Origin of the sequence: Allomesorhizobium aridi (assembly GCF_043769475.1) — a bacterium.
Lineage (GTDB): Bacteria > Pseudomonadota > Alphaproteobacteria > Rhizobiales > Rhizobiaceae > Allomesorhizobium.
The window spans coordinates 1,415,307-1,427,464 of sequence record NZ_CP171729.1 but is presented as its reverse complement, the minus strand read 5'-3'; the positions used below and the strand labels follow the sequence as shown (position 1 = coordinate 1,427,464).

The 12,158-nt window shown below is 63.0% G+C and carries 11 protein-coding genes and 2 pseudogenes; 7 read left to right on the top strand and 6 right to left on the bottom strand.

Going from position 1 to position 12,158, the window contains the following annotated elements; genetic code table 11:
- Window positions 1-38: 38 nt before the first annotated feature.
- The 3 genes and pseudogenes from wrbA to ACG873_RS09005 all read right to left on the bottom strand — a co-directional run.
- A pseudogene (gene wrbA / locus ACG873_RS09015) lies at window positions 39-344 on the bottom strand (NAD(P)H:quinone oxidoreductase type IV); the annotation flags it as partial.
- Between the two features lie 133 nt (window positions 345-477).
- Window positions 478-2,208, bottom strand: a complete 1,731-nt coding sequence (locus tag ACG873_RS09010) for a calcium-binding protein (RefSeq protein WP_394891404.1) — start codon at window positions 2,206-2,208, stop codon at window positions 478-480.
- A gap of 148 nt (window positions 2,209-2,356) precedes the next feature.
- A pseudogene (locus tag ACG873_RS09005) lies at window positions 2,357-2,472 on the bottom strand (flavodoxin domain-containing protein); the annotation flags it as partial.
- A gap of 186 nt (window positions 2,473-2,658) precedes the next feature.
- On the opposite strand from ACG873_RS09005, the gene ACG873_RS09000 reads away from it, so the two are divergent.
- From ACG873_RS09000 to ACG873_RS08975, 6 genes are all read left to right on the top strand, one after another.
- Window positions 2,659-3,402 (top strand): competence/damage-inducible protein A, encoded by a 744-nt coding sequence (locus ACG873_RS09000; RefSeq protein WP_394891403.1) that lies wholly within the window; start codon window positions 2,659-2,661, stop codon window positions 3,400-3,402.
- 72 nt (window positions 3,403-3,474) lie between these two features.
- Window positions 3,475-4,308: a universal stress protein gene (locus ACG873_RS08995; protein ID WP_394891402.1), complete on the top strand. Its 834-nt coding sequence runs from the start codon at window positions 3,475-3,477 to the stop codon at window positions 4,306-4,308.
- A gap of 225 nt (window positions 4,309-4,533) precedes the next feature.
- Window positions 4,534-5,355: an alpha/beta fold hydrolase gene (locus tag ACG873_RS08990; RefSeq protein ID WP_394891401.1), complete on the top strand. Its 822-nt coding sequence runs from the start codon at window positions 4,534-4,536 to the stop codon at window positions 5,353-5,355.
- 113 nt (window positions 5,356-5,468) lie between these two features.
- Window positions 5,469-5,966 carry a xanthine phosphoribosyltransferase gene (gene gpt / locus ACG873_RS08985; RefSeq protein WP_394891400.1) on the top strand — a complete coding sequence of 166 codons (498 nt, stop codon included), beginning with the start codon at window positions 5,469-5,471 and terminating at the stop codon, window positions 5,964-5,966.
- A gap of 176 nt (window positions 5,967-6,142) precedes the next feature.
- A complete protein-coding gene (locus ACG873_RS08980) occupies window positions 6,143-6,646 on the top strand; it encodes an NUDIX hydrolase (protein WP_394891399.1) in 504 nt (167 codons plus the stop codon).
- 97 nt (window positions 6,647-6,743) lie between these two features.
- Window positions 6,744-8,261: an inorganic phosphate transporter gene (locus tag ACG873_RS08975; RefSeq protein ID WP_394891398.1), complete on the top strand. Its 1,518-nt coding sequence runs from the start codon at window positions 6,744-6,746 to the stop codon at window positions 8,259-8,261.
- Window positions 8,262-8,340: 79 nt separating this feature from the next.
- Here the strand turns inward: ACG873_RS08975 and ACG873_RS08970 are convergent, their stop codons facing one another.
- On the bottom strand, window positions 8,341-8,649 hold the full coding sequence (locus ACG873_RS08970) for a DUF1236 domain-containing protein (RefSeq protein ID WP_394891397.1): 309 nt from the start codon (window positions 8,647-8,649) through the stop codon (window positions 8,341-8,343).
- A 190-nt stretch (window positions 8,650-8,839) separates the two neighbouring features.
- Between ACG873_RS08970 and ACG873_RS08965 the strand changes: the two genes are divergently transcribed.
- Window positions 8,840-9,121, top strand: coding sequence for a PilZ domain-containing protein (locus ACG873_RS08965; RefSeq protein ID WP_394891396.1), 282 nt, complete (start codon window positions 8,840-8,842; stop codon window positions 9,119-9,121).
- Between the two features lie 60 nt (window positions 9,122-9,181).
- Here the strand turns inward: ACG873_RS08965 and ACG873_RS08960 are convergent, their stop codons facing one another.
- Window positions 9,182-10,486 carry a replication-associated recombination protein A gene (locus ACG873_RS08960; protein WP_394891395.1) on the bottom strand — a complete coding sequence of 435 codons (1,305 nt, stop codon included), beginning with the start codon at window positions 10,484-10,486 and terminating at the stop codon, window positions 9,182-9,184.
- A gap of 7 nt (window positions 10,487-10,493) precedes the next feature.
- Window positions 10,494-12,065, bottom strand: a complete 1,572-nt coding sequence (locus ACG873_RS08955; protein ID WP_394891394.1) for a DegQ family serine endoprotease — start codon at window positions 12,063-12,065, stop codon at window positions 10,494-10,496.
- Between the last annotated feature and the right edge of the window lie 93 nt (window positions 12,066-12,158).

Genomic DNA, 12,158 nt, shown 5'->3' with positions numbered 1-12,158 from the left:
GAGGAACCGCCCGCAATGAATTGATCCGGAAATGAAAATCAGCCGTGCAGCCTGGCAGCGATCTCGGCAACGCGCTTGCCCTGGAATTTTGCGCCTTCCAGTTCCTGCGCCGAGGGTTGGCGCGAGCCGTCGCTGTCCGAATTCGTCGTCATGCCGTAGGGCGCGCCGCCGCGCACGACGTCGGTGCCCGACTGGCCCTGACAGGCATAGGACAATGGTACGATGATCATGCCGTGGTGCTGCAGCATGGCCTGGGTCGAAAGCAGCGCGACGTCGGCGTGCTGGGTGGCGGTCGACACCATCACCGAGCCGACCTTGTTGAGCAGCGCGCCCTTGGCCCAAAGCGGGCACCTGCTTCGGGGCGGTGGACGAGGGATCAAGCCAGGCATCATAAGCCGCCTGGCCGAGAATGACGAGCATGCGGTCGTGGATCTGGCTTACGGACTGGACGGCCGGCAGTCCACTTCCCCGGTTCGGTTACACGACGAGAAAGTCGACGTTGGTGACCCCCAGGCCGCTGTCGAGGTCCGCTACCAGGACGTTGCCGCCGGCGCCATTGCCGTTCGAGTCGTAGTAGATCTGGCCGTTGGCGCTGTTGTAGATGATGCGGTCGTCGGCATCCTGCGCCAGGCCCGTAGCATTCGAGCGGAACGCATTGGCCGAGAGCACGCCTGTGCCGAGAGACGTGAAGATCGCGTCGTCCAGCTGGATCGTGTCGTCGGCGGGCTTGAAGTCGGTGATGATGTCGACGTTGCCTGCGCCCAAAACCGTGTTGAACACGAAGGTGTCGTTGCCGTAGCCGCCCGTCAGGGTGTCGGCGCCTTCCCGGCCATTCATCCCGTTGTTGGCGCCGTTGCCGACGATGGTGTTGGCGAGGCTGTTGCCTGTCGTGTTGATGTTGCCCGAGCCGGAGAGCCGGATCACCTCAACGAACTGGTCGACAAAAGCCTTGGACACGGTCGTGTAGACGGTGTCGGTGCCGGCGCCGTTGGCTTCGATCGTTTTGTCGAGCACGTTGTCGACATAGTAGGTGTCGTTGCCCAAGCCACCTTCCATGACATCAATGCCGCCGCGCCCGTCGATAGCGTTGTTGCCGCTATTGCCGGTAATGGTGTTGTCAAGGTTGTTGCCGATGGCGCTGATCGAGTCGGCGCCCAAAAGCACCATGTTCTCGACGAACTGCGACACGACCGAGAAGCTGACGCTGGTCCGCACCTCGTCCGTGCCGGTGCCCGCACCGTTCGCCTCGATCACCTTGTCGCCGATATTGTCGATGTAATAGGTGTCGTTGCCATTGCCGCCATGCATGGTGTCGTTGCCGACGCCACCGTCGAGTACATCATTCTCGGCCATGCCGTAGAGCGTGTTGGCCGACCCGTTGCCGGTGAGCTGATTGGCGAGTTCATTGCCACTGAGCGTAAAGGTTTCAGTCCCCGTGATGAGCCCGTTCTCGACATTTGCTGTGAGAGTATAGGCTTCCGTATTCCCGACACGCTGAATCTTGACTGTGTCAATGCCTCCATACGTGTACTCGACCACCGCATCGTACCGGAACTTGGCAAAAATATCGGGCCGGTAAATCGTGTCGAGAATGTAGGTGTCGTCATCTTCGCCGCCCGTCAGCGTGTCGTCACCCAGGCCACCGATCAGCGTGTCGGTGCCGCGGTTACCAATCAATGTGTCATTGCCCGCGCCGCCGTCGAGCCAGTCATTGCCATCGTAGCCGAAGGCCTGTTGGCCGCCTTGAATGACATTGTCGCCGTCATTGCCGGTCAGCGTGTCGTTGGAATATCCGCCGGTAAGATTTTCGATGTTGTGGATGGTGTAGATTCCATCGCCGCTGTCCTGCGCAACCGTGATCGCCAGGCTGATCGTGATGCCTGCGCTCTTTTCGAAGAAGGTCAACAGATCGATTCCGGTTCCACCGTTGACGATGTCATTGCCCCGCGTGACTTCGATCGTGTCGTTGCCTGCGCCGCCATTGCAGGTATCATCGCCGATGTCGCCGAACAGGAAGTCATCGCCATCGTCGCCGTAGAGAATGTCGTTGCCGCCCTCGCCCCAGAGTCGATCGTTTCCTTCCCCGCCGTTGAGCGTGTCGTCGCCGACATCGGACCCGCCCGGGATAGCGTCGCCGCCGTGGATGTTGTCGTCGCCGTTGGTGCCGGTGACGGTATCGCTGCCGTTGGTGCCGTAGATATCGGCCATCCGCGCCTCGCTGGGTTACTGGGGGACTATCCCCTGGGTCGAGACGACGAAGTCCGCGAGTGTCGCCATAGATGCGGTGGTGTTTTCGTCCGCGCACCCATCATGCAGCATGATCGGACAGAGCGCAATTCAGGGTGGTAAGGCGGGCCGGCGCCCGCTTGATCGTCACATTTGCGCCGGCTTCGCGCGCGCCTCGGCCGCCGCTTTCGCCATCTGCTCCATGTGGCCCCAACTCGAATAGTAGAGGACCAGTACCTTCGCCATCGCAATTCTCCGTGGTTTTGAAAATTTCAACGGGCGCTCTGACGAGCGCCCGCGCCACAACCACGTAATGGCCAGTTCGTTCATTGGAAACGTCACTAAAGCCGGCAGATCGTTCACAGTTCGACGCCCATTGCCGAGTTTGCGCGACGCCTGTATCTGCAGGTTGTCCCTTCCCGGAGAGCACCGATGGCCGAAATCGTAACCGCAGCAATGGTCGTCATCGGCGACGAGATCCTGTCCGGGCGCACCAAGGACCGCAATATCGGCCACCTCGCCGATATCATGACGGCCATCGGCATCGACCTGAAGGAAGTCCGCATCGTGCCGGATGAGGAGGATGAGATCGTCGCCGCGATAAACACGCTGCGAGCGCGTTACACCTATATCTTCACCACCGGCGGCATCGGCCCGACGCATGACGACATCACCGCCGACGCCGTCGCAAAGGCCTTCGGCGTGCCTTGCGAATATGACGCGAAGGCCTATGCGATGCTGGCGGAGAACTACGCCCAGCGCGCCATGGACTTCACCGATGCGCGCAAGCGCATGGCGCGCATGCCGCGCGGCGCGGAGCACATCGACAATCCGGTCTCAATCGCGCCGGGTTTTCGCATCGGCAATGTCCATGTCATGGCGGGTGTGCCCGCGATCTTCCAGGCCATGCTCGACAACGTCGTACCGACGCTGAAGACCGGCACGAAGCTGCTCTCGGCGACCGTCCAGTGCCCGTTCGGCGAAGGCACGATCGGCGGGCCGCTGGCGGAGATCCAGAAGGCGCATCCGGACACCATCATCGGCTCCTATCCAAAATATCTCGACGGAAAATTCTGGACCGAACTGGTGGTGCGCGCGCGGGACGCCGCGGCGCTGGAGGCGGCGCGCGCCAAGGTCGAAGCCATGGTGGCGGGGCTCGTCAAGGCCGGACAGTAGTTGGGGCTGGCGGAACCGCGCGAGATCTACCATGTTGTACTGAGAGGCCGGATCGCTGTTCAGGAGGCTGCCATGCCGTTCAAGACGATCGTCGCCATCATCCAGAGTGCGGAAGACACCGAACGCGTGCTCGATTGCGCAATTCCCCTCGCCGCCCGCTTCGAAGGTCACTTGATCGGTGTTCACGCCGAGGCCCTGCCGGTCGCCTATGCTTCGACCATCGGTTTTCCCGACACCGAGTTCCTGCAAGCGACGGCAAGCATGAACAAGGAGCGCGCCAAGAAGCTCGAAGGCCTGTTCCGGGGACGCGTCGAGGCAGCCGGCCAATCCTTCGAATGGCGTGGGCTGGAGAGTTTTTCAGGCGATAGCGCTCTGTCCGGAATTTCAAGCGCCCGCTGCGCCGATCTGGTGATCGCCGCCCAGCGCAATCCGGAAGCGGATTCCGACACCTCGACCGACATCGACACGCTGCTTTACGATGCCGGACGGCCGGTGCTGGTGGTGCCTCATGCGGGACCTTCTCTCAGCACCTACAATCGCGTGCTGATCGCCTGGAACGGCAGCCGCGAGGCCGCGCGCGCTGCCTTCGACGCCCTCCCCTTCATCGTGGAGGCCGAGGAGGCCGAGATACTGGTCATCGATCAGCCCGACGACTCAGACGCCGAAGGCGGCGGCGCCGAGATTGCCGCGGCACTTGCGCGTCATGGCGCTACGGTCGCCGTGTCCATGGAAGACTCCGATGGCCGCTCCGTCGACGATGTCATCCAGGATCGTGTCGCAGCCACCGGTTCGGACCTGCTGGTGATGGGCGCCTACAGCCATTCGTGGCTGCGCGAACTGCTGTTCGGCGGCATAACCCGCACGGTCCTGCAGTCCATGCCGGTCGCGACGTTCATGTCGCGGTGAGAAACGCGTCCCGGCCGGCGTGAAACCGCCTGCCCGCTCGACGGCCTGATCTGGCAGTATGGCTGAACGCAGGCATTCCGCCGAACCGGAATGCCTGCGTCCAGTTGGGGCCAGCGCGGCGTCATGACAAGTCCCCTGGCTGGTGCGTTCGGACGTTTGCGGAGGAGCGAACCGCTGGCCGGCGGTCTCAGGCGGCCCTGTCCCGAATACGAAGGAGAACATTCGATGTCGTGGAAGCTCGATGAGACCGTGCGAACCTCCGCAGGTGCGGTGGCAGCGGGTCGACTCGGCAGCGGGCCCGCACTCGTGCTGGCTCATGGCTGGCCGTGGTCTTCGTTCTCATGGCATCGGATTATTCCGGATCTTGCACGGCGGTATCATATCCACTGGTACGACATGCCCGGATACGGCCGATCCGCCAAAGTCGCGGAGCAGCGCACGTCGCTCGACATTCAAGGAAAAGTGTTCGCCGAGATGCTTGCGCATTGGGGCCTCGATCGGCCCATGGTCGTTGCCCATGACATGGGTGGAGCGACGACGCTGCGGGCGCATTTGCTGCATGGTTGCGACTTCGACCGATATGTTCTGATGAACGTCGTCGCGATGCGCCCCTGGGGATCGGAGTTCTTCGATCATGTCGGTCGCCACGTGGATGCATTTCTGGGGCTTCCGCCGCATATCCACAGAGCGGTCGTGGAGGCCTATATCGAGGGTGCGATCGTCAACGACATCGATCCCGGAGATTTCGAAAATCTTGTCGAGCCTTGGCTTTCCGAAGAGGGACGAACAAGCTTCTATCGGCAATTCGCGCAAGCCGATGAAAAATATACCGCCGAGATCGAGCCGCTGTTCGGGGATATCCGTTGCCCGGTCAAAATCCTCTGGGGCGAGGACGATCCCTGGATCCCGCTGGAGCGAGGCAAAGCGCTTCATGCGCTGATCCCGCAGGCATCGTTCGAAACATTGCCTGGCGTCGGCCACTTGCCTCAACTCGAAGCCCCGCATCTCGTCCTGGAGCGGCTGAACGCGTTTCTGGAGCGAACCTGAGCAAGAACATCCGCCCGCAGAAACTCTTGCCAAGCCCTGCCCTTTCCGGTTAATTCCGCGCGCATTCCCTTATCTTCCGCGCTTTCCTGGCGCGCCACCGGAGTGCGCAGAACATGTCTCTTCCCGACAAGGCCTTTCCCGTATCCTGGGACCAGTTTCATCGCGACGCACGCGCCCTTGCCTGGCGGCTCGCGGGCGCCAACGGCCAGTGGAAAGCCATCGTCTGCATCACTCGCGGCGGGCTGGTGCCGGCCGCAATCATTTCGCGCGAGCTCGGCATCCGCGTCATCGAGACGGTATGCGTGGCCTCCTATCACGACTACACCTCGCAAGGTCAGCTCGACATCCTCAAGGAGGTCACGCCGACGCTTGTCGAAAACGACGGCGAGGGCGTGCTGATCATCGACGACCTGACCGACACCGGAAAGACGGCGGCCATAGTCCGCGCGATGATGCCCAAGGCGCATTTCGCCACAGTCTATGCGAAACCAAAGGGCCGGCCGCTGGTCGATACCTTCGTCACCGAAGTATCGCAGGACACCTGGATCTATTTCCCCTGGGACATGGGTTTCACATACCAGAAGCCCATCGCCGACGATCACGCTGGCTGATCCGCAGTCCGCCGCCCCTTCAAATTCGGCTTGGGCAAACTACATTATGTGGGGACCATGTGAGAGATGTGGTCCCCGCATTTGTGAATTTTTTCACTTTTATTGCGCATAGTTAACTCTACTATTCTTAAGACGGGCAAACGAATCAGGCAGCAACACGCACTCGAACGAAAACCATGGTCAGCCACACGACACGCAATCATATCGTTGACAGGGTAAGACGCCTGTTCGGCGGCATGCCCTGCCGCGTGCAGGTGGCTGCGCTGCCCTGGCGCAGGTCGGGCATGGGCATCGAGATTATGCTCATCACCAGCCGCGATACGGGGCGCTGGGTGCTGCCGAAGGGCTGGCCGGAGGGGCAGGAAGACCTTTGCGATGCCGCCGCGCGCGAAGCCGCGGAGGAAGCGGGTCTGTCCGGGACGGCCTCGCGTATGGAGATCGGCCGCTATTATTACGGCAAACGCCAGCCCTCCGGTCTGGAATCGCGGTGCGAGGTCCTGGTCTTTCCGATGGAAATCGATCACGTGGCCAAGAACTGGCCCGAGAAGACAGAGCGCAAGCGCCAATGGTTTTCGCCGCAAGCCGCGGCGGCGCAGGTCAGGGAGCCGGATCTTGCCGAACTTATCGCTGCGTTCAGCGTTGAGGCCGCGACGCCCGCGCTGGTAATGGCGAAGTCATAACAGTCTGCCAGGATGATCCTGACGATTGCTGGTTTGCTCGGGCGGCACGCCTGACACCGGCATCCAGCATGAAGAACGCCCTGTCCGGACAGTCCCGATGACAACACTCGACAAGGATCTTGCCAAGCTCGGCCATGTCGAAGAAGCGACAAGCTTCGTGTCGCGCGGCCTGGTCGCTCCCGGGCTGGCGCTGCTTTTCATGGCGGTGATGGCCGTCCTTGCCTCGGCCTACGTCTTCGACGAGCCGCGCGCCGTGATCGTCGTCGCGGCAGCCGTGATAGCGGCCTACATGGCGCTGAACATCGGAGCCAACGATGTCGCCAACAATGTCGGCGCAGCGGTCGGAGCCAAGGCGCTGACAATGGCCGGCGCGCTGGCCATCGCTGCGGTGTTCGAAACGGCCGGAGCGCTGATCGCCGGCGGCGGCGTCGTCGAGACCATCGCCAGCGGCATCGTCCACCAAAGTGCCCTTCCCGATACGGCTCCTTTCATCCGGCTCATGCTGGCGGCGCTGATTTCGGCCGCCCTGTGGGTGAATTTCTCAACCTGGATCGGCGCACCCGTCTCGACCACCCATTCGATCGTCGGCGGCGTGGTCGGGGCCGGCGTGGCGGCCGCGGGTTTCGGCGCCGTGAACTGGCCGGCCATGGGCGGCATCACTGCTAGCTGGGTGCTGTCCCCGGTGCTCGGCGGAGCCATCGCCGCCATTTTCCTGGCCTTCATCAAGGCGGCCGTCACCTATCAGGACGACAAGATCTCGGCGGCGCGGCGATGGGTTCCGCTGCTCATCGGCGTCATGGCGGGCGCCTTCACCGCCTATCTTGCGACGATAGGCCTGCACCGGCTGGTCGCGCTGTCGGGAACGCAGGTTTTCCTGGCCGGTGCGGCCGGCTTTGTGCTGGCATGGCTGCCCGCACATCGTCATGTCCGCCGGCAATCCGAAGGAATGGAAAACCGCACCCAGTCGCTGCGCAAGCTTTTCACGCTGCCGCTCGTCATTTCGGCGGCGCTGCTTTCCTTCGCGCACGGGGCCAACGATGTCGCAAACGCCGTCGGGCCGCTTGCCGCTATCGTGCGGGCTGTCGAAAGCGGCGAAGTGGGCGCAATCGTCGATGTCCCGATCTGGGTGATGGTTGTCGGCGCGCTCGGCATTTCAGTCGGCCTGCTTCTTTTCGGACCCAAGCTTATCCGCATGGTCGGCGAGGAGATCACCAGGCTCAATCCGATGCGGGCGTTCTGCGTTGCGCTCTCGGCAGCGCTGACGGTCATCGTCGCCTCCTGGTTCGGCCTGCCGGTCAGTTCCACCCATGTCGCCGTCGGCGCGGTTTTCGGGGTCGGCTTCTACCGCGAATGGCACACGGTGCGTTCGAAACAGCGCCGCGCCTATATGGAGCGGAGGCAGCGCAGGCGCGCCGAGCAGCAAGCGGCGCAGCGCCCGGCCGGCCAGCACGGGAAGCCCGTTCAGCGGGGGCCGTCGCGGCAGGAAATCCAGCGCCGGCGCCTGGTTCGGCGGGCGCACGTCACCAACATAGTCGCGGCATGGGTTGCAACCGTGCCCGCCTGCGCTCTTTTGGCCGCGGCGGTGTTCTTCGGGCTCGATCTGCTGATTGGGTGAGCGGACGGTCAATCACAACTGTATTGCCGCCGGACCTTACCGGCCCGGCGGTATCGGTGAACAGGACGAACCTTCCGGCTCACTGCATGACGTGGACTATTTTCCTCGTATCGGGCTCAACCAGGACGGTTTGATTTCCGACCACGACATAGCTGTATTTTACGTCTGGCACGTCGAGCGTGTGCAGTTCGACGGTATCCGGCAGCGTCGAGCCAACGGTGATCTGGACATCCGCCGGCACCTCGGCCGGCGCGACCTGCTGCTTCGTCACATATTCGCGGATGACCGTCTCCTGTTCAGGCGCGATCACCACGTCCTGCGCGGCGGCAAGGCCTGCTCCGCCAAGCAGCAGAAGCCCGGCAACAGCACTGGTAAGGTGGATTCTCATATACATCTCCCGTTGCTAATGAAAACGGCTGCCTAACTGGCGAAACGCCGATACGTTCCCTCCGTTTTGCAGGCCGGCTTTCCGTAGCGTCCGTCGATGGCCTCTTGACCCGACCGTCCGATTGCCTTTGGTTTGTAAGCAGTTCGAAGATGACGAAGGTCGTCGTTTGGGAACGCTCGGGGGAGCAGACATGCCATCATCGCGTCAGCCGGAACGGCGCAGCCAGCCGAGGCCGGCGGTCCAGAAAAATGCGTTCATTCTCGTCGGCGACAAAGCCGGCATCCCCTGCATCGTCCGCAACATCCATTCCGGCGGCGCCGAACTGAACGTCGCGGCGGAAGCCGAACTGCCTACCCGTTTCCTCCTGCATGTGCCGTCCGAGGCAATGGCCTACCGCATCGTCGTGTGCTGGCGAAAGAGCGACCGGGTGGGCGTTGAGTTCAAGAGCTCGGAACCCTGGCAGGACGACTGAATATGTCGGGGACAACGTTCCGCAACGCGCTCTGCGAGTGGTCTAGGAACCGCCGTCTCTCTACCGCTCGGCCCTGAGCTTTGCCCAATAGTCGAGGCGTTTCCTGATCTCGCGCTCGAAGCCACGCTCCGGCGGATCGTAGAAGGTCTGGCGGCCCATCTTCTCGGGAAAGTAGTCCTGGCCGGAAAAGGCTTCGGGCGCGTCGTGGTCGTATTCGTAGCCCTTGCCGTAGCTTTCATCCTTCATCAGCTTGGTCGGGGCGTTCAAGATGTGCTTTGGCGGCAGCAGCGAGCCATGCTCCTTGGCAGCCTGCGTCGCTGCCTTGAAGGCGGTGTAGACGGCGTTGGATTTCGGCGCGGTGGCGAGATAGACGCAGGCCTCGGCGAAGGCGAGTTCACCCTCCGGCGAGCCGAGATAATCGTACGCGTCCTTGGCGGCATTTGCGACGACCAGAGCCTGCGGGTCGGCAAGGCCGATATCCTCCATCGCCATCCGTACCAGCCGCCTGCCGAGATAGAGCGGATCCTCGCCGGCATCGAACATGCGCGCCAGATAGTAAAGCGCCGCATCAGGGTCCGAACCGCGCACCGATTTGTGAAGCGCCGAGATCAGATTGTAATGACCGTCCTGGCCCTTGTCGTAAATCGGCGCGCGCCGCTGCACGATGCGCTGCAGGCTTTCGGCGTCGAACACTTCTTTCGATTTGGCGGCGCGCCAGACTTCTTCCGCGAGCGTCAGCGCCGCGCGGCCGTCGCCATCCGACATGCGCACGAGAACCGCCCTCGCCTCCTCGTCGAGCGGAAGCTTTTTGCCCTCTCCCTCCTCGGCGCGGACAAGCAGTTTTTCGATGCTGTCCTCGCCAAGCGAATGGAACACCAGCACGCGCGCGCGCGACAGCAGCGCCGCATTGAGTTCGAAGGACGGATTTTCCGTGGTCGCACCGACGAGGATTACGGTGCCATCCTCCATAACGGGAAGGAAGGAATCCTGCTGGGCACGGTTGAAACGATGGATCTCGTCGACGAAAAGCAGCGTCTGGCGGCCTTGGGAGCGGCGCAGCCGCGCCATCTCGAACATCTTTTTCAGGTCGGCGACACCGGAAAAGATCGCCGAAAGCTGCTCGAATGAAAGTCCCGTTTCGCCGGCCAGCAGCCTGGCGACCGTGGTCTTCCCCGTTCCCGGCGGTCCCCAGAAGATCATCGAGCCGAGGGAACCCGAGCGGATCATCCGCGTCAGCGCGCCGTCCTGCCCGGTCAGGTGCTCCTGTCCAACCACCTCGCCGAGGTTTTTCGGGCGCAGCCGGTCGGCAAGCGGCCGCGCGGGTGGCGCTTTTTCCGGCTCGTCAGCTTGAAAAAGGTCGGCCATATCCTACTCAGTAGCGCAGCATCTGGCGCAGCAACTGCCCGTCGCGCTCGACGGTGAAGCGCCACCAGCGCGTCTCCTGCTCTGCGACGGCAGCCAGTTTGTCGGCGGTGTCGATCAACTCGCCATTGACCTCGCGCACGATGTCGCGCGGCTGAAAGCCGAAGCCGGCCGCCGGTGAATTGCGGTCGATGTCGACGATCGTAACACCTTTCGTGTCTGACCGGAGCCGCAGCCGTTGCGCCAGCCGCGGGGACAGCTCGGCCACCTTGGCGCCCGCAAACGGGCTGCGCCCCCGGATCATGATTTCCTTGGCCGACGACCCGGCCGGCGGCCGCTCGAGGCTGATTTCGACCTTCTTTTCCTCGTTGTGGCTAAGGACGGTCAGGCTGGCCCTGGTGCCGACGGGCTTCGTCGCCAGGCGATAGCCGAGCGCGTCGACATGCTCGATCGCGGCTTCGTTCATGGCCAGCACCACGTCGCCGGGCTTGAGGCCTGCCCGCGCCGCGGGACCTTCCGGCTCGATCGCGGCGACCAGCGCGCCGGATGGGCGCGCCATGCCGAGCGATTCGGCAATCTGGGCGGTGACTGGCGCGAACGTCGCGCCAATGAACGGCCGCTCGAAAAACTCGCTGCCCTGCTTGGCGGCCTCCGTTACCGCGCGCACGATGTTCGACGGGATGGCGAAACCGATGCCGATCGAGCCGCCGCTACGGCTGTAGATCGCCGTGTTGATGCCGACGAGCTGACCGGTCATGTTGATCAGCGCGCCGCCGGAATTGCCGGGATTGATTGCGGCATCGGTCTGGATGAAGAAGCCGAAATCCGAAACACCGATATGCGTGCGGGCAAGCGCGGAGACGATGCCGCTGGTCGTGGTCTGGCCGACGCCGAACGGATTGCCCATCGCAAGCACCAGGTCGCCGACTTCCAGCACGTCGGAATCGCCGATCGGGATCACCGGAAACGGCCCGTCGCTCTCGATCTTCAAAACGGCGAGATCGAGCGATTCGTCCTTGAGCAGGACCTTGCTCCCGAATTCGCGGCCATCGGCGGTTGCGACTTTCACCTCGTCGGCGTCACGGATGACGTGGTAATTGGTGACGACGATGCCGCTTGGATCGACGAGCACGCCCGAACCGAGCGCCGACTGGCTGCGCGGCGGCCCCTGGCGGCCGAAGAAGCGCTCGAAGAACGGATCGCCTTCGAAGGGCGAACGCAGGCGCGCCTGCTGCGAGGCATAGACGTTGACGACGGCCGGCGCGGTCTCCTTGACCAGCGGCGCAAAGGAAAGCTGGATTTCGGCGCGCCCGAAAGGCAGGCGCCTGCCTTGCGGCGCCGCAGGCGGGAGCGGCTCTTCGCCGCCGCTCAGAAGCTCGTTCAGCACGTCCTTGAGGCCGGGATCTTCCTTGGGCGCCGGTTTGGCTGCAGGCGCATTCTCAGCAGCGGGAGCATTTTGAGCTGCCGGGGCATTCGGGGCTGCCGGAGCGTCCTGCGCGCCCGCCGGAAGCGCAAAAAACGCCAGCGCGGATGCAAGCCAGGCGGCGATCAGGACGTGCGGCAATCTGGTCGCAAGAGACATGCAGATCCTCCGAGACATGGACGCGCGCATTGTCGTGAAGATTGTGCGGAATGAAAGGCTTTGCGTGGTGTTCATAGGCTGGGATGTAGCACG